General features: G+C 65.7%; 18 protein-coding genes and 1 pseudogene. 9 read left to right on the top strand and 10 right to left on the bottom strand.

The genetic code is table 11. The annotated features are described in order from the left end of the window. Positions 1 to 29: 29 nt before the first annotated feature. Together NKH31_RS02290 and NKH31_RS02285 are read right to left on the bottom strand one after the other, a co-directional pair. Positions 30 to 2,711 (bottom strand): valine--tRNA ligase, encoded by a 2,682-nt coding sequence (locus NKH31_RS02290; protein ID WP_254863526.1) that lies wholly within the window; start codon positions 2,709 to 2,711, stop codon positions 30 to 32. A gap of 256 nt (positions 2,712 to 2,967) precedes the next feature. Then, positions 2,968 to 3,612 carry a DUF8102 family protein gene (locus NKH31_RS02285; RefSeq protein WP_254863525.1) on the bottom strand — a complete coding sequence of 215 codons (645 nt, stop codon included), beginning with the start codon at positions 3,610 to 3,612 and terminating at the stop codon, positions 2,968 to 2,970. A gap of 255 nt (positions 3,613 to 3,867) precedes the next feature. Between NKH31_RS02285 and NKH31_RS02280 the strand changes: the two genes are divergently transcribed. Next, on the top strand, positions 3,868 to 6,450 hold the full coding sequence (locus tag NKH31_RS02280) for an efflux RND transporter permease subunit (RefSeq protein ID WP_254863524.1): 2,583 nt from the start codon (positions 3,868 to 3,870) through the stop codon (positions 6,448 to 6,450). 28 nt (positions 6,451 to 6,478) lie between these two features. Here NKH31_RS02280 and NKH31_RS02275 read toward each other — a convergent pair whose 3' ends face one another. From NKH31_RS02275 to NKH31_RS02260, 4 genes and pseudogenes are all read right to left on the bottom strand, one after another. Then, complete coding sequence (locus NKH31_RS02275; protein ID WP_254863523.1) at positions 6,479 to 6,964, bottom strand: VOC family protein; 486 nt, start codon at positions 6,962 to 6,964, stop codon at positions 6,479 to 6,481. 215 nt (positions 6,965 to 7,179) lie between these two features. Then, a complete protein-coding gene (locus tag NKH31_RS02270) occupies positions 7,180 to 8,700 on the bottom strand; it encodes an NAD(P)H-dependent oxidoreductase (protein WP_254863522.1) in 1,521 nt (506 codons plus the stop codon). 115 nt (positions 8,701 to 8,815) lie between these two features. Continuing rightward, positions 8,816 to 9,736 (bottom strand): HFX_2341 family transcriptional regulator, encoded by a 921-nt coding sequence (locus NKH31_RS02265; protein ID WP_254863521.1) that lies wholly within the window; start codon positions 9,734 to 9,736, stop codon positions 8,816 to 8,818. 109 nt (positions 9,737 to 9,845) lie between these two features. Beyond that, positions 9,846 to 10,117 (bottom strand): annotated as a pseudogene (locus tag NKH31_RS02260) (hypothetical protein). A gap of 283 nt (positions 10,118 to 10,400) precedes the next feature. Here NKH31_RS02260 and NKH31_RS02255 point away from each other — a divergent pair. Together NKH31_RS02255 and dnaG are read left to right on the top strand one after the other, a co-directional pair. Further along, on the top strand, positions 10,401 to 11,240 hold the full coding sequence (locus NKH31_RS02255) for an ArsR/SmtB family transcription factor (protein ID WP_254863520.1): 840 nt from the start codon (positions 10,401 to 10,403) through the stop codon (positions 11,238 to 11,240). 148 nt (positions 11,241 to 11,388) lie between these two features. Next, positions 11,389 to 12,783, top strand: coding sequence for a DNA primase DnaG (gene dnaG, locus NKH31_RS02250; protein WP_254863519.1), 1,395 nt, complete (start codon positions 11,389 to 11,391; stop codon positions 12,781 to 12,783). A gap of 32 nt (positions 12,784 to 12,815) precedes the next feature. Here dnaG and NKH31_RS02245 read toward each other — a convergent pair whose 3' ends face one another. Further along, positions 12,816 to 14,138 (bottom strand): DUF92 domain-containing protein, encoded by a 1,323-nt coding sequence (locus NKH31_RS02245; protein WP_254863518.1) that lies wholly within the window; start codon positions 14,136 to 14,138, stop codon positions 12,816 to 12,818. A 201-nt stretch (positions 14,139 to 14,339) separates the two neighbouring features. Between NKH31_RS02245 and NKH31_RS02240 the strand changes: the two genes are divergently transcribed. Beyond that, positions 14,340 to 14,945, top strand: coding sequence for an undecaprenyl diphosphate synthase family protein (locus NKH31_RS02240; protein WP_254863517.1), 606 nt, complete (start codon positions 14,340 to 14,342; stop codon positions 14,943 to 14,945). A 76-nt stretch (positions 14,946 to 15,021) separates the two neighbouring features. Here the strand turns inward: NKH31_RS02240 and NKH31_RS02235 are convergent, their stop codons facing one another. Then, positions 15,022 to 15,243, bottom strand: a complete 222-nt coding sequence (locus NKH31_RS02235; RefSeq protein WP_254863516.1) for a hypothetical protein — start codon at positions 15,241 to 15,243, stop codon at positions 15,022 to 15,024. Positions 15,244 to 15,359: 116 nt separating this feature from the next. On the opposite strand from NKH31_RS02235, the gene NKH31_RS02230 reads away from it, so the two are divergent. Next, on the top strand, positions 15,360 to 15,764 hold the full coding sequence (locus NKH31_RS02230; protein ID WP_254863515.1) for a DUF5778 family protein: 405 nt from the start codon (positions 15,360 to 15,362) through the stop codon (positions 15,762 to 15,764). 60 nt (positions 15,765 to 15,824) lie between these two features. On the opposite strand, the gene NKH31_RS02225 is transcribed toward NKH31_RS02230, so the two are convergent. Together NKH31_RS02225 and NKH31_RS02220 are read right to left on the bottom strand one after the other, a co-directional pair. Continuing rightward, positions 15,825 to 16,160 carry a winged helix-turn-helix domain-containing protein gene (locus NKH31_RS02225; RefSeq protein ID WP_254863514.1) on the bottom strand — a complete coding sequence of 112 codons (336 nt, stop codon included), beginning with the start codon at positions 16,158 to 16,160 and terminating at the stop codon, positions 15,825 to 15,827. Beyond that, positions 16,150 to 16,824 (bottom strand): hypothetical protein, encoded by a 675-nt coding sequence (locus NKH31_RS02220; protein WP_254863513.1) that lies wholly within the window; start codon positions 16,822 to 16,824, stop codon positions 16,150 to 16,152. The genes NKH31_RS02225 and NKH31_RS02220 overlap by 11 nt, the downstream gene beginning before the upstream one ends. 195 nt (positions 16,825 to 17,019) lie before the next feature. Between NKH31_RS02220 and ahbB the strand changes: the two genes are divergently transcribed. From ahbB to NKH31_RS02200, 4 genes are all read left to right on the top strand, one after another. Next, positions 17,020 to 18,144 carry a siroheme decarboxylase subunit beta gene (gene ahbB, locus NKH31_RS02215; RefSeq protein ID WP_254863512.1) on the top strand — a complete coding sequence of 375 codons (1,125 nt, stop codon included), beginning with the start codon at positions 17,020 to 17,022 and terminating at the stop codon, positions 18,142 to 18,144. Between the two features lie 9 nt (positions 18,145 to 18,153). Next, entirely contained in the window at positions 18,154 to 18,813 is a 660-nt protein-coding gene (locus tag NKH31_RS02210) for a precorrin-2 dehydrogenase/sirohydrochlorin ferrochelatase family protein (RefSeq protein WP_254863511.1), read from the top strand. Next, entirely contained in the window at positions 18,810 to 20,123 is a 1,314-nt protein-coding gene (gene hemA, locus NKH31_RS02205) for a glutamyl-tRNA reductase (protein WP_254863510.1), read from the top strand. Before NKH31_RS02210 ends, hemA begins: the two co-directional genes overlap by 4 nt. 84 nt (positions 20,124 to 20,207) lie before the next feature. Beyond that, the gene (locus NKH31_RS02200; protein ID WP_254863509.1) at positions 20,208 to 20,519 is read left to right on the top strand and encodes a 4a-hydroxytetrahydrobiopterin dehydratase; all 312 of its coding nucleotides are present in this window, start codon (positions 20,208 to 20,210) and stop codon (positions 20,517 to 20,519) included. The last annotated feature ends 95 nt before the right edge of the window (positions 20,520 to 20,614 follow it).

Here is a 20,614-nt window from a genome sequence, read left to right as displayed (position 1 = left end):
TTCGTCCGGCAACCCGGGTTCGAGCGGACTTACTCGACGATCACGATCGCGTCGTCGGTTTCTAGCATCTCGCCGTCTCCGACGTAGGTGCGCTCGCGCTCGATCTCGTACAGCGCTGGTTCGAGTTCCTCCCCGGCGACGCACAACGCGTCGCCGTCGATCTCGAAGTCACCGTCGTCGATTGCGTCGTCGATTTCGCCCACCTTCGAGCCGTATTTCGGCCCGAGCGTCGCGTAGTCGAGGTCGATCGAGGCGATCTCGGTCGTGACCTCCGGTTCGGACTCGAGGATCGTGAGCTCCTCGACGTGCATGACGGTGCGGATTGCGTCCTCGAACCCGGCGATCGGGCCGTAGACCGAGACGGCCTCGAGCTCGGCGTTGAGGGGTAGCTGGTTGTCGCTCTTGTAGCGACGCAGCGCGGAGATGACCGCCATCGCCGCCTCGCCGGCTTCGAGATCGGCGTCGTAACCGCGCGGCGTCGGCCACTCGCGTCGGTGGATGCTCGTCTCGGAGAGGTTCGCGGTCGCGTCCTCGAGGTAACACGCCTGCCAAATCTCTTCGGTGACGTGCGGGAGAACCGGCGCCCAGAGTTCGAGGAACGTTCGGTGGGCCGTCCGCAGCGTGTACCGCGTCGACGGTTCGTCGGCTCGTTCCTTCGCAATCTCGAGGTAGTCGTCACAGAACGTGTTCCAGAAGAACGTCCGCAGTCGATCCCGTGCCTTCGCGTACTCGTGTGCCTCGAAGTGAGCGGTGAGGTCGGATATCGCGTCGTCTAGTTCGGCCAGCAACCAGCGATCGATCGGCTCCAGGTCGGCGGGCTCGTCGGGGTCGGCCGGCGCGAGACTGTCGACGAGCTTCGAGGCGTTCCAGAGCTTGCGAAGGAGCTTTTCGCCCGCGCGGATGTCCTGTTCCTGGTAGGCGAAGTCGTCGCCGACGGCCGCGCTGGCCGCCCAGAAGCGGATCGCGTCGACGGGGTATTCCGAAACGACGTCGTCGGGCGCGACGATGTTGCCTTTCGACTTCGACATCTTCTCGCGGTTTTCGTCCAGGACGTGTCCGTTGATCAGCGTCGCGTCGAACGGCACCTCGCCCGTGTGCTCGTAGCACTTGATGACCGTGTGAAACAGCCAGAACGAGATGATGTCGTGGCCCTGGGGCCGCAGGTCGAACGGGTAGAGTTCGGGATGGTCCATCGCGAATTCCCCGGCTTCGTCGTCCCAGTCCCAGCCGGCGTTGATAAGCGGCGTCAGCGACGAGGTCGCCCAGGTGTCGAAGACGTCCGCTTCCGGGTCGAAGTCGTCGTGACCGCACTCTGGGCAGACCTCGACCGGCGGCTCGTCGGCGAGCGGATCGACCGGGAGCGCCTCGCGGTCGGCCAGCACGGGCTCGTCACAGTCAGCGCAGTACCAGACGGGGAACGGAATGCCAGAGTCTCGCTGGCGGGAGATGAGCCAGTCCCACTCCAGCCCTTCGATCCAGTGTTTATAGCGGGTGAACATCTTTTCGGGGAACCAGTCCATCTCCCGGCCGGCTTTCAGGTACTCCTCCTTGTGATCGAGGATCTCGACGTACCACTGCTTCGAGACGCGGAACTCGACCGGCGTCTCACAGCGGTCGTGGACGCCGACCGCGTGGGTGATCTCCCACCGATCTCGCAGGGAACCCGCCTCGTCTAAGTCCTCGACGATGGCCTCGCGAGCCTCCTCGGTCGAGAGTCCCTCGTACTCGCCGGCGAGGTCGGTCATCGTCGCGGACTCGTCGATGGCGACCCGAAGCGGCAGGTCGTGAGCCTGGTACCACTCGATGTCGGTCTGGTCGCCGAAGGTACAGCACATGACGACGCCGGTTCCCTTCTCCACGTCCACGCGTTCGTCTTCGAGGATCGGCACCTCCTGGCCGAAGATCGGGATGCGTGCGGTCTCGCCGACGAGATCGGCGTTGGCCTCGTCGTCGGGGTGGACGAAGACGGCGACGCAAGCAGGGATCAGCTCGGGTCGCGTCGTCGAGATGACGAACGCTTCGCGGTCGGCTCCCTCGGAGACCACCTCGAATTCGATATCGTTGAAGTGCGAGGCCCGCTCGTCGTCTTCGGTTTCGACCTGCGAGATCGCCGTCTCACACTCTGGACACCAGATCGCCGGGGCGTTCTTTCGGTACTCGCGGCCCTTCTCGTGGAGGTCGAGAAACGACAGCTGCGAGATCCGCTGGACGCGGGGTTCGATCGTCTTGTAGGTGTTGTCCCAGTCGATCGAACAGCCAAGGCCCTGCATCTTCTCGGTGAAATCGGCTTCGTACTCGGCACAGACGTCGCGACACAGCTCCTGGAACTCGCGACGGTCGTAGTCCTGGTGTCGGATGTCGAGTTCCTCCTCGGTGAGTCGCTCGCTGGCGATGCCGTTGTCGTCGTAGCCGAACGGAAAGAGGACGTCGCCGTCCGCCATCCGCTGAAAGCGCGCGGCGAAGTCCTGCAGGGTGTGACCGTATAGGTGGCCCATGTGGAGGCTTCCCGACACCGTCGGTGGCGGCGTGTCGATCGAGTAGACCGTGTTCGGGTCCTGAGTCGGCTCGCCCTCGTACGCGTAGGTCTTCGAGTCGACCCAGCGGCGCTGCCAGTAGTCTTCTATCTCCGCTGGATCGTAGTCGTCGTCGATCGACGGCGTTCGGTCCTCGTCGTCGCGCTCGCGCGTCGATTCGACGGCGTCGCCGCTCATGGTCTCACCGCCCGGATCGGGCGTCGTCGATACGTCCGTCGTCGTCGTTGCGGTCCGTTGGTCGTCATTGCTGAGACTGGTCGTTGCTCGTAGGTTCGTTCCGGGGTCAATACATCCGTCGAATCTCGGTAGGTGCGGGGCTAGAAGGCCCCTACGAAAAGGGCGTCGGGCGGTCCGTCCTCGGTGGTCGCGACGGATCGGTCCATACCTCCAGGTCAGAACGCCGACTATTAAAGGTGTTTCGCGAGCGGGCCGTTCACTCGGACGCCGCGTCGAGACGGATCGTCGCCCGCGACGACGAGCGGACGAGTAGCGTTCCGCCGAGGTAGTCCGCGAGCCGTTCGAGAAAGTCGTCGTCTGCACCCTCGTCGGTCCGGACGAGGTCGATTTCCTCGTAGCCAGTCACCTCGTGAACGTCCTGCATGATCAGCGAGAACAGTTCGCGCGGCGTGACGGCGCGACCGGCGTCGATCCGCTCGGCGACGGTCGCGAGCGTCGATTCGACGGTCGTCTCGACGTCGAAGTTCACCTCGACGGAGACGGAAGCGTCTTCGTTCTTTGCCGCGCGGGCCTCCTCCGAGCTCCGGACCGCCGGTTCGAGCACCGTCTCGAAGTCCATCCCTCGCTCCGTCACGCCGATGTATCCGAACGCCACCGCGGCCCGAAGCCCGTCCAGGAGCGCCGGGTCGTCCTGGATCTCCTCGAATAGCCGTCGGCGGTCTTTCGTCGGCAACGTGTGGAGTAACAGATTCCAGTCCAGTAGCGCGTGACGGACTCGACGGCGGATCCGGGACTCGGCGTTTCGTTTCGACTGGTCGTGGCCCATCTCCCGTTCGCCGAGCAGGTACGCGCGGTCGGCCGGGCTGAGCATCCCTCGCTCGCGATCTACGTCGGTATTCATGTTCGGGTGCCCGCCTCGCTCGCCGATCGAGTGCGGTACGTGGCTCTCGTGGCCCTCGTATAATCCATTTTCGATTATACACAATCGATTCCCGTCGCAACCGCTATGCCGTCGCGACGTCGAGTGTGGGATGAGTGATGGTAGGAGACGTCTCTCGGCGGGGTACTGACGATCGAGCGCGAGTCCATCGATACGACAGCGCTCCGCGGGACCACCGAAGTGGTCGCTCTTACGATCCGCGCGCGGGGTGGCGGCGTGTCTGAGCCCCTCGCCGCCCGTTACGCCGGGTGGCTCGTCGATCACAGCCGGGCGGTCGTCCTGGCAGTGCTCGTGCTGACCGCGCTCGTCGCGGCCGGGGCGGCCGTGGGCGAGACAGAGGACGCGGGTATCGGCGAGTTCGAAGTCGACTCGCCCGAAACCGATGCCGCCGCGTACGTCGACGAACGGTACGAGACCGACGATCGGCTCCTGACCCAGGTCGTCGTCCGCGACGACGGCGGCGACGTCCTGTCCAGGGAGTCGCTGCTCGGGAGTCTCTACTGGCAGGCCGAAGCCACGGAGACGGCCTCGATCGACGATACGCTCGCTGACGGTGGCTTCCAGGGTATAGAAAACGTCGTGGCGACGGCCGCCGCGATCGACGATCGGGCTGCAGATAGGGGTGACCGCTCGTCCGACCCGCCGTCGCTCGACGAGCAGATCGCCGCCCTCGAATCGCGTACCGACACCGAGGTCGAGGCGCTCGTCGCGGACGTTCTGCGAGCGAACGGGCCGGCCGACTCCGACGGGGCCGTCGACGGTTCCGCGACGGAGCCGAGCACATTCTTGCCCGTCGATCACGAACCGGGCAGTACCGACGCCGAGTCGCGCCTGACGTTCGTCTTTCAGATCGACGACGGGAGCGACGAGCCCGAAGCGGCCTACGACGCGCAGGTAGAACTGGAAGCGCTCTTCGAGGAGCGATTCGACGACGGCTTCGTGTTCGGTCAGGGCATCACCGACGCGGCCTCCGCCAGCGCCGTCGGCGACAGCTTCGCGATCATCACGCCGGTCGCGCTCGTCCTCGTTCTCGCCGTCCTCGCGCTCACCTACCGCGACGTCGTCGACGTGCTTCTCGGACTGGCCGGCATCGCCGTCGTACTGGCCTGGCTGGCCGGGCTGATGGGCTGGTTCGAGATCCCGATGAGCCAGCTACTCATCGCGGTTCCGTTCCTGTTGATCGGCCTCTCGATCGATTACTCGTTACACGTGGTGATGCGCTATCGCGAGGCGCGCGCGGGAACGCTAGATGCGGCCGAATCCGCCACCGACGTCAGGTCGGGCATGGCGCTCGGTCTCGGGGGCGTCGTCCTCGCGCTGGCCGCGGCCACCTTCTCGACCGGCGTCGGCTTCCTTTCGAACGTGGTGAGTCCGCTTCCGGCCATTCGCGACTTCGCCCTCCTTGCGGCGGGTGGAATCTTCGCGACGTTCGTCGCCTTCGCGATTTTCGTTCCCGCGCTGAAAGTCGAGGTCGATTCGCTCCTCGAGGGGCGGTTCGACCGAAACCGTGCTATTCGACCGTTCGGCGTCACGCCGGGACCGGCCAACCGCGTCCTCGCGGGCGGCGTCGCGCTCGCCCGACGGGCGCCGCTGGGCGTGGTGATCGTCGCGTTCCTGCTGGCGACCGCCGGCGCCTACGGCGCCACAACGATCGACACGGAGTTCAACCAGGCAGACTTCCTCCCGGAGGACGCCCCCGAGTGGGCGAAGGCGCTTCCGGGGCCGCTCGCGCCGGATACCTACACCGTCGCCGACGACGCCGCCTACCTGGCCACCACGTTTCAGGATCGGGGTGAAGGATCGCAGGCGGAGATCCTGATACGTGGCGACGTGACCGATCCAGCCCTGCTGAGATCGATAGAAGACGCCCGATTGGCGGGCGCAGATTGGACCGACGAGCGGTGGGAGACGATCGACGCCGACGCGGATGGAGCGATCGCACTCGACGGGCCGCTCGCCCTCGCACGCGCGCTCGCCGTCGAAGACGACGCCGTTCGGGATGCCCTCGCCGAACGCGATACCACGGACGACGACGTCCCCGACGAGGACCTCGCTGAACTGTACGACGTTCTCTACGAGGCAGACCCAGAGCGCGCGGCGACTGCGATCGAACGATCGGACGACGGCAGCTACGATTCGGTCCGGCTCACGGTGAGCGTTCGCGGTGACGCGAGCGCACAGGCCGTCAGGGACGACGTCGCCGCGCTCGCCGCGACGCTCGACACCGACGCTGACGTCAGCACCGTTCCGACCGGCGAGCCCGTCCAGACGGCCGTGATTCAGGACGCCCTGCTCGAGACGCTAGTGCAGGCGTTCGCCGTGACGGTCGTCGTTATCCTCGCCTTCTTGACGGTGCTCTACTGGGTCCGCCACCGAGCGCTCACCCTCGGCGCCATCACGCTCGCGCCCGTCGTCGCCGCCCTCGCCTGGCTGCTCGGTACGATGGCACTGCTCGACCTGCCCTTCAACAGCGAGACGGCCGTCATCACGAGCCTCGCGATCGGACTCGGCGTCGACTACAGCATCCACGTCGGCGAGCGATTCGTCCACGAGCGCGAGCGCAGGGCGTCGCTCGGCGAGGCACTGGCGGCGACGGTGACGGGAACCGGGGGCGCCCTCGCCGGCAGCGCGGCCACGACGGCGGCCGGGTTCGGCGTCCTCGCGCTCGCGCTCTCGCCGCCGCTGCAGCGATTCGGTCTCGTGACGGGGCTGGCGATCATCTTCGCCTTCCTCGCCTGCCTCACCGTGTTGCCGTGTCTACTCGTCCTCCGCGAGCGGCTCATCGATCGGCTCGACTGACCGGCTTCTCACCGTATGGCGGTTCGACTCAGTCTGTCGATTCGGCGAATCCGAGGACGTAGCCGTTCGGGTCCCGAACGTAGAATTCGCGCATGCCGTACCAGGTCTCGGCGGGTTCGTCCAGGACGTCCACGGCGTCCGCGGCGGCGTCGAAGAGGTCGTCGACGTCGTCGACCCGTAGGTACAGGGTCAACGAACCGCCCAGATCCGCGTCGGCGAGCGCGCCGACGTCCGCCCTGAAACTCGATTGCTCCTGGAGCATCAACTCGACGTCTCCCGCGGTCAGCTGTGCGTACACGTAGTGTTCGTCGTCGCGGAGTTCACCCCAATCCTCGTCGCTCGCGGATTCGTCGTCGCTCGTGGAGTCATCGCCGCCGTCTGTTGGCTCGTGGTCGACGCCGCCTCCTTCCTCGTCCTCGGTGACCGCGACCTGCAGTTCGAATCCGAATCGTTCGTAGAATGCGACCGACTCGGGTACGTCTTCGACCATCAGGTTCGGTGTCAGTGAGTGCATCGCGTCGATCGTACGCGTAACGGGCTATTTACCGCCACCCTTTGCGTTCCGATATCTGATTCGCCGAGTCGATACCGTGTTCACCATCGGCCGATTCGACCTCGTCGGCCGACCGATCGTAACGGAAGTATCGGAAATGTTCACGCATCGTGTTCACGTGCGAACGCCGGGGCAGCGCCACGAACGGTTGTGAGAGGCGTTCAGACGGTCACCGTCTAACTCACCGCGTAGAGCGCCAGGAGGCCGAACCAGAGGATGTACGAGAGGGCGGCGATCATCACGGTGTCGATGCGTCCGGGGTGAGCTGAATTCCAGACACGGTCGTGAACGAGCCACGCGATACCGCCAGCGTGGACGACGACCAGCGGGAGCAGCGGGACGTAGACGGCGACGATGTCGAACAGGGCCCAGGCGAGTACCGTGACTGCGGCCAGTATCGCCGCGGCGACGGCCACCACGGCAGCCCCGTCGAACCCGTACCGAACGGCGATCGTTTTCTTTCCCGCGGCCCGATCGGCGTCTCTATCCGGAACGCCCGCGAGCGTGATAGAGGGAACGATCGACAGGAATAGCGCCAGCCCCAGCACCCACGGCAACGGATCCTGCAAGTTCCCGCCGAGGACGACGTATCCACAGAGCAAGACGCCGAGGCTGTGCGTGGTGGCGACGTCGAGTTCACCGAGCGTTCTATACGACAGCTTGAACGGCGGGAGGGTGTACCCGAGGGCGAGCACCGCCAGGCCGAGCAGCAAGATCGTCGTCGAAACCGGTGAGCCGGCGCCGAGCGCGAGTATCGCCAGTCCGAACGCGGCTGCGATCGCGGCGCCCGTTACGGCGCCCGCACCGACCGTCCGGAATTCGAGGTCGCCGTCCACCAGGACGCGAGATCCGCCGGTGAACGGGCCGGCGAACGTATTCCGTCGATCCGTGTCGACGTCGACGTACTCGTTACTCAGGACGGTCGCCGCCTCGAGAAAGAAGACGAAGCCAAAGCCCAGCCAGAACAGCACCGAGGTGAACGTGGCAGTGGAACCGGTGGCCGCGAGCGCGCCGACGGCGTAGGCGATCCAGGCCATCGGATAGAACTGAAGACGAAGCGCGCCGATGGCCGTCGCAGCCGTTTGCGTGACCCGACTCGTACGCGATTCCGGGCCCGTCTCCAGGCGCCGGCCGAGGCGTTCGGCTCGATCCAGCCAGGTCGCTCGCTCGTCGGCCGTCGACGTCTCGACCGATCCGAAGTACGTCCTTCGCGTCGTCCGTATTCCGGCGAATCCGAGGGTCGCGTTTTCGATCGCGTTCGTCCCCGGTTCCCGTTGAATGCATCGGTACACCCGCGGCGGAACGTCCATCGTCACGAGCAACTCCGCCGTCGTGTCTGCGAGGAGTTCGCGGTGTCCCGCCCCCTCGTCCGGTTCGTAGAACTCGAATGCGAATCCGGGTCTGAACACTCGATCGAAGAAACCTTTCAGGAGCGCGGGCATCGTTCCCCACCAGTTTGGATAGACGAACGCGATGTGATCCGCCCACCGGATCAGGTCCGCTGCCGCCGCCAGATCGGTTTCGAGGACCTGTTCGCTCGGACACTCGGTTCGAACGTGCGGGTCGAAATCGAGCTCGGCGAGCGCGAGTGTCTCGACCTCAACGCCCGCCTCACTTGCACCCTCGCGATAGGAGCTAGCGAGAGACCCACAGAGGCTGTCGGATCGCGGATGTCCAATCACGATCAGCACGCGCATCTCGGTGCCGTTCCATGGCGGGCGGGAAAAGCTTACTGCGGGTCAACGCTGTAGGGCGTCCCCGCGACGATAGCGTACGAACGCCGGCGAGGTCGGTTCCCGAACGTACGAATTCTCACCGGACGAGTTCTCGGTCCGTGTGCGTTCGCACCCAGAGTTCGCCGATCGTCGACAGACGCGTCCGGTAGGACTTACCGTGCTCTTCGCGCTCGACGTAGCCCTTTCCGCCCGGGCCGAGGCGATCGACGGTGTAAATCACCTTCGACCGGAAACTGTCGGTGTACTCTTCGTTGAGTTCCCGCGCGAGCGCGCTGGCGAGTTCGGACACCGAATCGAACTCCCCGTCCTCCCCGAGTTTGAAGAGGATGAGTTCTTCGAACGGTTTGACGTTCGAAAACGAAGCCACCGGGAGCTCCACGACGTGGCTTCCGTCGATCTCTTTGGCGCCGATCGTCGTTCCGCGTTCGTCGAACTCGGCGAGGAGGTCGCGCGCACTCTCTAACCGTTCGGTGATGTGGTCGGGTTCGAGCTCGCCCGGCGGGTCGTCGTCGAACGCGTCGGCCAGCTCGGCCAGTAACGCTCGCTGGGCGCGGACCTCCTCTGCGAGTTCGGTCTCGAGGTACTTCTCGGGCGCGGTGTAGTACGTGTGGATCTGCTCGCGTTCTTCTTCGCGCTCGACCATCAGCGAGTGGGCGGCGTTCGCGAACGCGAAGCTCACCGTCCGGGGCATGGCGGCGACGTTCACCCAGACTTCGTTTCCGGCCTCGAGCTCGGCCGTGATGAGGTCGTAGGCCTGTTCGAACGCGCCGTGGTAGTCGTAGACGTCCGTCAGGACGAACCGATCGGTCTCCGCGCCGAGGAGGTTCTCGAAGTCGGTCGCCAGTTTTCGAGCGAGGTGTTTCGAGTACTCGACGTTCGCCTGGCTGCCAACGGCCCCTTCGAGGAGGATGGCGCGATCGACGGTTCGTCGATCGCGTACCAGCGGGGCGATCAGTCGGTCGTAGTCGAAGCCGACCGGGACGACGTGCGTTTGCATGCGATACGCTTGACGGACGGGGTACTCAAACCCGACGAGATTCGTTCGGATCTGCGAACCCACGAGGCGTTCGGTTTCGGCCCGCCGATCCGTGATTCGAGCCCGCGTCTCATCGCGGGACGATCCGATACCGATCGTCTCCGCTCGCAGCGAGCGTCGACGGTTCGCGCAGGCTGACGACGTGACCGGTCGGGTTCGGTCGCACGTCGGCGTCCGCCTCGACCCGTTCGAGCGAACCGAGTAACTGAGCGGACGGCGGTTTCTGGGCCGCGCCGCAGTCGTAGATCGTGAGTAAACCGCGCCCGGTCGCTCGTATACCACAACGTGGGCGTGACGCGGGAGCGACCACTCCCGCTCTGCGGTCTGGAAGAGTCGATTCATGTCCGACGATCGGCCCCGTCGACCGAAACCGTTTCGACTCACGCGGGTACCGGCCGAATACGCCGGAAAAACGCGGATTTTAGTTGTGCCCGTGTCACGTGATCGTCGCCGCTGTGACCGTCTCGATCGGACGGTCGTCCCGCCGGACTCGATGTGTGGGATACCGAACTACTTCGCCAAATCGGGCGTTTGGGTGTCTATTGGCGGCGAATTCGTTAGCTAAAATGCCCTTTTCAGGTAGGGAAAGGATATAGGTTGGTGGATACGAAGGTGAGGGTGACGCATGGCCCGGCTGTTCCCACTCCGATCCGAGACGCCGCAGACCGACGGAACGCCGCGGGTCGTCGACCTCGACGACGAAGATGCGGACGCGGTGTTCGGCGCCCTCTCCTCGACGACGGCTCGGAAGATCTACGCGACGCTCGACGACGAACCGGCCACGCCGAGCGACGTCGCCGAGGCGATCGACTCGTCGATCCAGAACGTTCGCTACCACCTGGACAAGTTAGAAGACGCGGGGCTCGTCGACGTCGTCGATACGTGGTACTCCTCGCGCGGAAACGAGATGAGCGTCTACGCGACCGCGAACGGCCCGCTCATCGTTACGAGCGACGAGTCGCGAGCGACGCAGTTGAAACAGGCGGTCTCTCGCTACGTCGGCGGGATCGGGATTCTCGGGGCGGCCAGCCTGTTCGTCCAGGCCGCGGCCGACCGGTTCGGTGCGGTGGGAACCGATGCCGTCGCCGACGATGGCGAAGACGCCGCCGCAACGGGGGACGACGCGCCCGAGAGCCAGGAGGAGGAGATAGCGACTGACGACGGCTTTCATGCCGCCGGCGTGGAGGATGATGCCGACGAGGACGTCGAGGATGACGAAGCCGCGGCCGACGATGCGGGCGACCACGCCGCCGACGACGACGCAGCCTACGAGGCCGAACCCTATTCGGGGGCTGACGAACCGTCGGGGGGCGACGGCCTGTTCGAACTCGTCCAGTCGACGTTCGAGGGACTGTTCTCCGCGTACTCGCCCGGGTCGTTGTTCTTCCTCGGGGGCGTACTCGTCCTGAGCGTTCTATTGGCCCACTGGTACGTCGGCACGTACCGGCCGCTGGCCCACCAGTGAGCCGTCGGTTCGGCTGAAATCTCGTCGGTTTTCGAGTTCCCCTGTCTGTGATACACGAACACTGATTCGCCCGACACGTCGGTCAACAGGTATTAGAGTCTGCCCGCCGTACTTCTAGTAACGCACGGACCTCGTCTCGGAGATTCCCATGGAGGATACCGAAAAATACCTCATTCACGCGATCGTCACGGCGGACGGCGTCGTCGAGCGGAGCGATGTCGTCGGCGCAATTTTCGGCCAGACCGAGGGCTTGCTGGGAGACGAACTCGACTTGCCTGAGCTTCGACGAACTGGAAAAGTCGGTCGAATAGACGTCTCGGTGGGTAGCGGCGGCGGCGAATCTCGCGGAACTATCACCATCGCGAGCAGCCTGGACAAGGTCGAAACGGCCACGCTCTCGGCGGCGCTCGAGACGATCGATCGAGTCGGCCCGTGTCGGGCGTCGTTCCGCGTCGACGAGATCGAAGACGTCAGGGCCGCCAAACGACGCGAGGTCGTCGATCGGGCGACCGAACTCCTCCGGACGGGGTTCGAAGACAGCGTCATGTCCTCGGCCGAAATTCTGGCGGCCGTTCGCGAACACGTCCGCGTCGCCGACGTCACCGAGTACGAGGGACTGCCGGCGGGCCCGCGCGTCGCCGACGGCGACGCGATCATCGTCGTCGAGGGGCGGTCGGACGTGCTCCGTCTCCTCTCGTATGGCATCAAGAACGCAGTGGCCGTCGAGGGGACGAACGTCCCGGACCCGATCGCCTCGCTCACGGCCGAGCGCACGACGACGGCATTTCTCGACGCCGACCGCGGCGGCGACCTCATTCTGGAGGAGTTACTCCAGGTCGGATCGGTCGATTACGTCGCGCGCCCGCCCGCTGGCGCCTCCGTCGAGGACCTCGACCACCACGACGTCTTCACCGCACTTCAGAACAAGACTCCCATCGAAGCCGCGGGCGATCCCGAAAGCAGCGGTGAGTCGACCGACCTCGTCGACGCTGGCGAAGCGGTCGAGTCTATTCCGGCGACCGATGGGAGCGCTACACCCGCTCCACCGGCTGAGACTGAGCCACCCGACTCTGTCGAGGAGCGTCCCGACACCGAATCGGCGTCGGCGGTCGACGATTCGCGCTCGATCCGGGCGGCCGTTTCGGACGCGACAGGGGCGGTCGAACGCTCGGACGAGTCGCCGGCGGCCGAAACCGCCCACGGGCCGGACGAATCCGAGCGACTAGACGCACCGGAGCCGACCGACCTGTACGCGCACGTCGACGCGATCGTCCGTGCCGATTCCGGGCAGGTCCGCTTTCTCGACGACGCCGGTACGGTGATCGAGGACGCGCCGACGGACGAAGCGGGTGATCTCGTCGAGACGCTCTCGGTGACGCCGACGGTGATGGTACTCGACGGGAAAGTCAGCCAGCAGTTGCTCGATCGCGCGGCGGCGGTAGGCGTCTCGACGATCATCGCCGATTCGCTCGGCCAGTTCGTCAAGCGTCCCGCGGCGGTCGACGTCCACGCGGCCGAGGACGTAGCCGACCACGCACCCTGACCCGATTCAGACGAGTCCGACCCTGAGCCGATTCAGACGAGTCCGAGCGGTCCGACTGCGAGCGCACCGACGAGTGCGCCGGTGAACGTCGCACAGAAATTGACGCCCTGATTTCCGAGTCGTCCCCCTTCGAGCGTTGCGCCGAGGAGGCTGTCGACCGTCATGCCCACGATGCCGGAAAGCAGGACGACTGCGAAGCCGACGACGGTAACGGGCTCGAAGAGGGCGGCCGCGATTACCGCGACGGTGCTCGCACCGGCGATGCCGGCGAGTTCTCCTTGCCAGGTCACTCCGCCGTCGGTGCCGGGTGGAACGACTTCGAACGTCGTGATCAGTCGCGGGTTCTCGTAGACGCCGCCGATCTCGCTCGAGAGGGTATCACCGAGTGCGGTGGCGACGGCGCCGGCGAACGCGAACTGGAAGATGAGCGGGTCGACGCCGATCACGGAGACGTTGCTCGCGGCGTAGCCGACCACGGCGACGAGTGCGACCGCCGAGTTCGAAAAGACGTTCGCACTACCGCGGGCGCCGTTGTTGCCTTCGGCGACGCCGCGTCGTTCTTTTTCGGCGTAGCGATACTTCGTCGAGAGGCCGCCGATCGCGAAGAACGAGATCAGGACGGCGAACCAGCCCCAGCCGCCGAGGACGATCGTCAGCAGGCCGAGCAAGATGCCGGCGAGCATGCCGGCGACGGAGGCGGTTTCGAGTCGGTAGGAGGCGTAGCCGAGGACGACCATCACGATAAGGGCGATCGCGAGTTCCGTACCGGTGACCACGGGTTCGAGCAGCGAGAGCAACCAGCACAACCCGCCGGTCAGGACCAGCACCAGCGGATCGTCGTACCGCGGGAGCTGGTCGCGAAGGATGGCGGCGAAGAGTGCCCCGCTCGCGGCGAGAAAGACGACCATCGGGAGGATGTCCGCGACGTCGGCGCCGTCGATCGCGTGCGTCGCTCCCATCCCGGAGACGGCCGCGAGGCCACCGCCGACGCAAAACGCCGCGGCAGCGACGGCGTCGTCGGCCGTTTTGAGCCGTGCGAGCTGCGACGTGAAGTCGCCGAATCCGAGCAACAGGATGACGCCGACGACGATCGCCCACGAGAGTTCGGTCACGCCGACCAGCGTGCCGAGGACGATCGCCGCGAGGACGAGCAACAAGAGCGAGTTGAGGCGACCGTCGGCTCGATCTGCGGGAAGCGAGAGCACGTCGAACAGCGGCCCGCGTCGAACGCCGAACCCGACCAGCAGGAGGACGACCGCGATTCCGGCACCGAGTACCGGTCCGCGAATCGGGATGGAAAGCGAGAGCGCTGTCAGGGCGGCGATCGCCCCGGCCCGTCGGACGGTCGATGTCACGATAGCGGACCCTTTCTGTGGGGGTTACTTAACGGTTCTTGACCGATTCGATCGACGATTGACCGTCGTTCGGGTCCGAAAACGCTGTTTGGAAGATCCTGCGTCGGTGGTCGGCTGTGTCAACCGGATCCGGATGGGTGTGCCTCTATCGGCGGGGACCTGACCGAAACCGTAAGGGGTGGTGACAGTGTTGGTCGACGTGTGGGTGTCTACGAACGATATCTCGCCTATCGAATCGCCCGGCTCGATAGCGACGGTCCCGCTCACATCGCCCTCGTGATAACGGAGCGGGATCTGTTAGAGCGGGGTGCGTACGGGACGTTATCGGACTTTTTTGACTGGTCGATGGCGTACGCCGAGCAGGTAACCGTCTACGTCAGCGTCCTCGACCGCGGCGCGATACCGACGCTCAGACGGGAACTGGAGCGCCTCGAAACCGGCCACGAGCTGGCCGTTCGGGGGCCGGAGGATCGATCCCGGGCGGACGCCCCGATCCGAATCGGTATCGGACTGGGCGGCAAACACGAGTTTACGACGGCCGTCAGGCGGCTCTCGGAGTCGGTCGCGGCGGGGGATCTCTCGCCGGCCGAGATCGACGACGAAGCGGTCGAGTCCCACCTCGTGTTCCCGTCCGAGCCCGATCTGGTCATCAAGACCGGTGCCGAACGCCTCTCCGATTTTATGATCTGGCAATCGGTGTACTCGGAACTGTACTTCACGGACGTCAACTGGCGAGACTTTCGAAAGCGCGACTTTCTCCGAGCCGTCCTCGAGTTCTGTACGCGCGCTCGACGATTCGGTCGGTGAGAATCACTCGCCACGGCTGGAACCTCGACACACCGTCCCGCCGACGCCGCGGGCCGTGTCGCACTATTCGCACGGGTCACTCGGTCGCCGACTGGCTCTCGACGACGTACGACGTGAGAACGAGCACGCAGCCGGCGGTCAGACAGAGGAGGCTGGCCGCGATCGCGGCGTACTCGATCGGTCCCGTTTCGGCGGCGGCGTCGACCGGGTGACGGAGCGATCCGGCGACGAGCAGCGTCACGAAACCGAGCGCGCCGACGGCGGCGAGCGAGAGGCCGGCGAGGCGGAGCCGGTGCATGGGCCACCGTTTGCAGAGCGCCCGTTAAAACCCGTCGACGTGCGGGTCCGGCCCGGTACTGGCGGACACCGTGGCCAAATCGTGAGCGCTTTCAGGTCCGGTTGCGAACGACTCGTATGGAACGCGTCATCGACGAGGAGTTATACCGACGCACAAAGGCGCTCCTCGAGCCCGGCGAAATCGAACTGAACGGGGTGGTCGCCCACACCGACTACGGCGGACGCGAAGACGTCAAGATGATGCAGGCGACGATCGACGTCGGCGACGTCATCGCCGACGCCGCCGGCATCGATCCCACCGATTGCTACGTCTACTCGGGGAACGACGACCCGGACTTTTCGTCGAACCAGCACCAGGGGCTGACGCTCGACGGCGACGACTTCGTCTGGGAGTGTCAACAGCTCCTGCGAAAGGGATCGTTCGATCTGGTCTTCTACTACGAGGCGAGCGCCGACCAGGACGCGATCCTCTCCGGTGTCGAGGAACTCGGATTCCGAGCGACGAGCGTTCTCGGGGAGTGATCGGTTGAACGGTAGACGGGCCACAGCGTCGACGGTGGGCGCGAGCCGCTGGATAGCGATCTAGTGCTCACGCGACGAGCCGTCGAAGACGGAGAGTGAAACCGGTTCGTCGACCACGAACGCGCCCAGCCTGATGCCGAGCGTCGTGAGCACGTAGCGGTCGCCGCGTTTCTCGACGAGCGACCCTCGCAGGCGCCGAAGGTGGTAGTTGAACCGGCCGCTGTCGTCCACGTCGAGTCGCTTTCCCAGCGAGGAAAACGAGATCCCGGGTGCCGCCGGGTTCGTCCGCTCGTGTCTGTAGAGTTCGCGGACGATCGCCAGTCGCGTCTCGTCGCTGAGTAACTCGAACAGTGCCGTCTGGGACTGCGGGGGATCGGGGCGAGTTTCAATCGTCATCGAAGCGGACCTCGTCTACGGCGACGTCGATGACCGTCGGCCGGCCGTCGGACCGACTCCAGGAGAGTCGCGGTCGGACGCGGTAGACCTCTGCGCCGCCGTCGAACACGAGCGATGCGTCCTCGCCTGTGGCGAGTCCCTCGACGATCCGGCGACGAACCGACGCGTCGAAGGCGTTCATCGACGAGACCGTTCGACCCTGCCTGACGGCGACGACGTCGGCCTGGAGGCCGTCGGCGCTGGCTTCGAGCGTGACGCGAAGCGGCACCTGATAGGCTGATTCCGCCGCGTCGTCGCCGAGGAAGTCGAAGGAGAGGACGGCGTCTTCGGCGCGCTCGAGCGTCGAAACGTCGGTGTCGAGCCAGTCGTCGTGGTCGGACCACGAGGCGTCGACGGAGGCGGACAGCGACTCGCGAACCTGGTTCTGTATCTGGTGTTTCAGGTCTTCTGCGAACGATCCCGGTGAACTGATCGGGTCGGAGCCGCGTCGCCGTCGGCCGCCGTGGTGTGGTTCCTCGGCGTGGGGCGGCGAGTCGGGTTCGGGCTCTCGCCGCAGACCGCGGTGTAAGACGTCCTCCCAGGAGAGGTCGAGCCGTTGCTTTCGCGCTTTCATCCGCTCGAACACCTCGTCGTCGTCGATCGTGATCCGGATCTCGCGGGCCATATGTGAGTAGTCGACCGACTCTATACATAAAACTATGCCTCGGAACTCACACCAAACTCACATTGGTGTGAGTTGGTGGACGCTGGTCCGACGGTGGTGTTTCTCTCGTATCAGATGGTGGCCACGTCGTTGACGCCGTCGGGGGTCTAACGCTATCCCGGGTCGCTTATGGTCGGTCGGCACCGACGACCGGTTATGTCCGCGGACGTTTCGCTCTCCACCCGGGAACGGGCGATCGTGAACGCCTTTCAGGGTGGATTTCCAGTCGTGGCCGAGCCGTTCGAACCAGCCGCCGCCGCGATGGCCGACCGCGGCGTCGAGCTCACCGCCGACGAATTGCTGGAGACCATCCGAGATCTGGACGAACGCGGCGTCCTCTCCCGGTTCGGTCCGCTGATCAACGCCCAGGAGATCGGCGGCGCGGCGACGCTCGTCGCCACGTCCGCCCCGTCCGATCGGTTCGACGAGATTGTCGAACGGATCAACGCCCACCCCGAAGTCGCGCACAATTACGAGCGCGAACACCCGCACCTGAACGTCTGGTTCGTCCTCTCGGTCGCCGACGAATCTCGTATCCCTGCCGTGCTCGAAGCGATCGAGGCCGAAACCGGTCAGCCGACGTACAACCTGCCCAAGCTTCGGGAGTTCCACGTCGAGGCCACGTTCCCGCTCGACGGACCCCTCGCCGATGGAATCGACCTCTCCGACCGCAACCCTAGCGGTGACCCGGGCCGCACCCGATCGGATGACCCGGAACGCGAACGGCTCACGCCCGCCGAGCGCGACCTGCTCCTCGAGATTCAGGACGGCCTTCCCCTCTCGCCCACCCCGTACGCCGACGTCGCCACCGCGATCGACCGCGAGCCGGCGTGGGTGCGAGAGACGATCGCCCGATTCGTCCGCGACGGCAAAATCCGCCGGATCGGCGTCGTGCCGAACCACTACGCGCTCGGCTACACGGAAAACGGCATGACCGTCTGGGACGTTCCCGACGACGTCATCGCCGGGGTCGGTCCGGCCGTCGCCTCGCTCCCGTTCGTCACTCACTGCTACGAGCGGCCGCGCCACGACGGCGTCTGGCCCTACAACCTCTTCGCGATGACTCACGGGCGGACGCCGGAAGAGAGCGACCGACGCGTCGAGCGGGTCCGCGAGACCGTCTCCGAGTACTGGGACGTCGCGGACGACGACTGGGACACCCTCTTTTCGACGCAGATTCTAAAGAAGACCGGCATCCGACTCGACGAGCGCGCCGCGGCGAACACCGCCGACGATCGGTCGGCTGGCGACGCCTCACCGGAGCCCTCGGATCGGCGGTGATCCCCGTCGATGATACCGCTCTTTCACGACTTTACGGACGAGACGGTCCTCGTCTTCGGCGGCGGTCCCGTCGGGGCCAGGAAAGCCCGCCGATTCGACGCGGAGGCGTCCGTGATCGTTGTGAGTCCCGCGTTCGCCGACGCCGATTTCGGCGGGGCCGATCTGGTCCGGGCCCGACCCGGTCCGGACGACATCGGGGCGTGGCTGGGGCGCGCCGACCCCGCGCTCGTCGTCGCCGCGACGGACGACGAGGCGGTGAACGAGGCGATCGTCGACGCCGCCTCCCGGCGCGGCCTGCTGTACAATCACGCGACGAGATCGGGCGGAAACCGCGACGCGGCCAGCGTCGTCGTCCCCGCGACGGTTCGTGAGGACCCCGTGGTGGTCGCGATCGCGACCGGTGGACGGGCGCCGGTGTTGAGCCGACACCTCAGGCGGGAACTCGAGACCGACCTGGCGGGCGCGGGTGAACTGGCGCGGCTACTCGGAGAACTCCGAGCGACCCTCAAAAAGACGGGAATTTCGGGCCAACGCCGCCACGAAGCGCTCGAATCGGTCGTTTCGGACCCATCAGTTTGGACAGCTTTACGTACCGGCGAGGCTAATGCCCGAACTGTGACCGAGGACGTACTGGACCGCGTCGGCGTCGACGGGGGTGACCGCACGTGAGCGCCAACGGCGTCGTGACGAGCGCCCGCGTCACGCACGAGACGGCGACGGTCGACGAACTCGCCGAAGCGAGCCCGGAGAATCAACACGCCGGCGTGACGTCGCTGCTCTCGGCTCCGGACGTAACCGAGGCGTTCGTCCTGGCGACGTGCAACCGCGTCGAGGCCTACGTCGTTACCCAGACCGCAGACGCCGGCTACGACGCCCTCGATACGTTTTTCGAAGCCGCCCCGGAGTCCATCGTCGCGACGGCCGATCACGAATCGAGCCTGCGTCACCTCTTACGTGTCGCCTGTGGCCTCGATTCGGTCGTCCTCGGCGAGGATCAGATCATCGGACAGGTCAGAGACGCCTACCAGGATGCCCGGCGCGGCGGCGCGATCGGCGAGTTGCTCGATTCGGTCGTCACCAAGGCGATCCACGTCGGCGAACGAGCCAGAACGGAGACGGAGATTAACGAGGGGATCGTCTCGCTCGGATCGGCCGCCGTCGAACTGGCGGCCGAATCGATCGACCTCTCGGGAGCGGACGCACTCGTCGTCGGGGCCGGCGAGATGGGACGGCTGGCCGTCAGAGCGCTCGAATCGAGCGACGTCGCGACGGTTTCGATCGCGAACCGGACGGTCGAACGCGCCCGTTCGATCGTCGAGACCCACGAGATCGATGGCGAGGTGTACTCGCTCGAGGCGCTTACGGAGGCGGCCCGCTCTGCGGACGTGATCGTGACGGCGACCGGATCCGCCGACCCGGTTCTCGGACCGACCGATCTCGGCAGGCGCGAGCAGGTCGTCGTCGACCTCGGCCAGCCGCGCGACGTCGATCCGTCGGCCGGACGGCGTCGGGGTGTGACCGTCTACGACCTGGACGATCTCGAGACGATCACCCGGGAGACGCGACGACAGCGCCAAACGGCGTCGAACGCGGTCGAGCGGATGGTCGACGACGAGTTCGAGTTGCTGCTCACGCAGATAAAGCGCAACCGCGCAGACGACGTCATCGCCGCGATGTACGAAGGGGCAGACCGGATCAAGACGCGAGAGCTCGAGACGGCGATCGGTCGCCTCGACGAGCGCGACCCGCTCACGGACGAGCAACGAGAGATCGTCGAGACGATGGCCGACGCCATCGTCGGACAGTTGCTCGCCGCGCCGACGGAGAGCCTTCGCGAGGCGGCGGTCGCGGACGACTGGGAGACGATCGACACCGCCTTACGGCTGTTCGATCCGGCGACGGACGTCGCGCACACACGGTCCGAACGCGGGGTCGCCGACCAGCGCGTCGGGTCCGTCGGCACGGCGGAGGACGATTGAGGACTCTCGGCCCGCTCGAACCTGTTCGCCGGCGTGATTGACTCAGGCACAATTATTATTTCGGTGGCACGCATCGGGTGTCTCATGGCCGACCGACTCTCAGACGACGAAATCGCCGAGCAATTACCGAGTGGCTGGGAACGAGAGGGCGACGAGATCGTACGCCTCTACGAGTTTACCGACTACCTTCACGGCGTCAACTTCGCACAGATGGTCGGCGAAATCGCCGAGGCCCAGTACCACCACCCGGAGATCGTCATCCGGTTCAAAGAAGTCGAGATCCGACTGACGACGCACGACGAGGGCGGGATCACCGACGCGGACATCGAGATGGCGGAGTTCATCGAATCCGAACAGACCGCCTCGTCCGGCTCGATCGACGACGTGGACGTCTAGACTTTCAAAGCCAGCCGTACTGGCGAGGACGTTACTTCTCCGGTGAATTCCATCGTCTGTGAAAACAGCGGTTTGTAGGTGGACCGCGTAGACAC

Origin of the sequence: Halovivax gelatinilyticus (assembly GCF_024300625.1) — an archaeon.
Lineage (GTDB): Archaea > Halobacteriota > Halobacteria > Halobacteriales > Natrialbaceae > Halovivax > Halovivax gelatinilyticus.
Note: the sequence above shows the minus strand (reverse complement) of the source record. Positions and strands in the feature narration are given on the sequence as shown.

What these genes read in the sequence shown, in the direction of transcription:
- NKH31_RS02290 (WP_254863526.1), bottom strand. Translation starts at nt 2,711, where the DNA reads ATGAGCGGCGACGCCGTCGAATCGACGCGCGAGCGCGACGACGAGGAC.
- NKH31_RS02285 (WP_254863525.1), bottom strand. Translation starts at nt 3,612, where the DNA reads ATGAATACCGACGTAGATCGCGAGCGAGGGATGCTCAGCCCGGCCGAC.
- NKH31_RS02275 (WP_254863523.1), bottom strand. Translation starts at nt 6,964, where the DNA reads ATGCACTCACTGACACCGAACCTGATGGTCGAAGACGTACCCGAGTCG.
- NKH31_RS02270 (WP_254863522.1), bottom strand. Translation starts at nt 8,700, where the DNA reads ATGCGCGTGCTGATCGTGATTGGACATCCGCGATCCGACAGCCTCTGT.
- NKH31_RS02265 (WP_254863521.1), bottom strand. Translation starts at nt 9,736, where the DNA reads ATGCAAACGCACGTCGTCCCGGTCGGCTTCGACTACGACCGACTGATC.
- NKH31_RS02255 (WP_254863520.1), top strand. Translation starts at nt 10,401, where the DNA reads ATGGCCCGGCTGTTCCCACTCCGATCCGAGACGCCGCAGACCGACGGA.
- dnaG (WP_254863519.1), top strand. Translation starts at nt 11,389, where the DNA reads ATGGAGGATACCGAAAAATACCTCATTCACGCGATCGTCACGGCGGAC.
- NKH31_RS02235 (WP_254863516.1), bottom strand. Translation starts at nt 15,243, where the DNA reads ATGCACCGGCTCCGCCTCGCCGGCCTCTCGCTCGCCGCCGTCGGCGCG.
- NKH31_RS02230 (WP_254863515.1), top strand. Translation starts at nt 15,360, where the DNA reads ATGGAACGCGTCATCGACGAGGAGTTATACCGACGCACAAAGGCGCTC.
- NKH31_RS02225 (WP_254863514.1), bottom strand. Translation starts at nt 16,160, where the DNA reads ATGACGATTGAAACTCGCCCCGATCCCCCGCAGTCCCAGACGGCACTG.
- NKH31_RS02220 (WP_254863513.1), bottom strand. Translation starts at nt 16,824, where the DNA reads ATGGCCCGCGAGATCCGGATCACGATCGACGACGACGAGGTGTTCGAG.
- ahbB (WP_254863512.1), top strand. Translation starts at nt 17,020, where the DNA reads ATGTCCGCGGACGTTTCGCTCTCCACCCGGGAACGGGCGATCGTGAAC.
- NKH31_RS02210 (WP_254863511.1), top strand. Translation starts at nt 18,154, where the DNA reads ATGATACCGCTCTTTCACGACTTTACGGACGAGACGGTCCTCGTCTTC.
- NKH31_RS02200 (WP_254863509.1), top strand. Translation starts at nt 20,208, where the DNA reads ATGGCCGACCGACTCTCAGACGACGAAATCGCCGAGCAATTACCGAGT.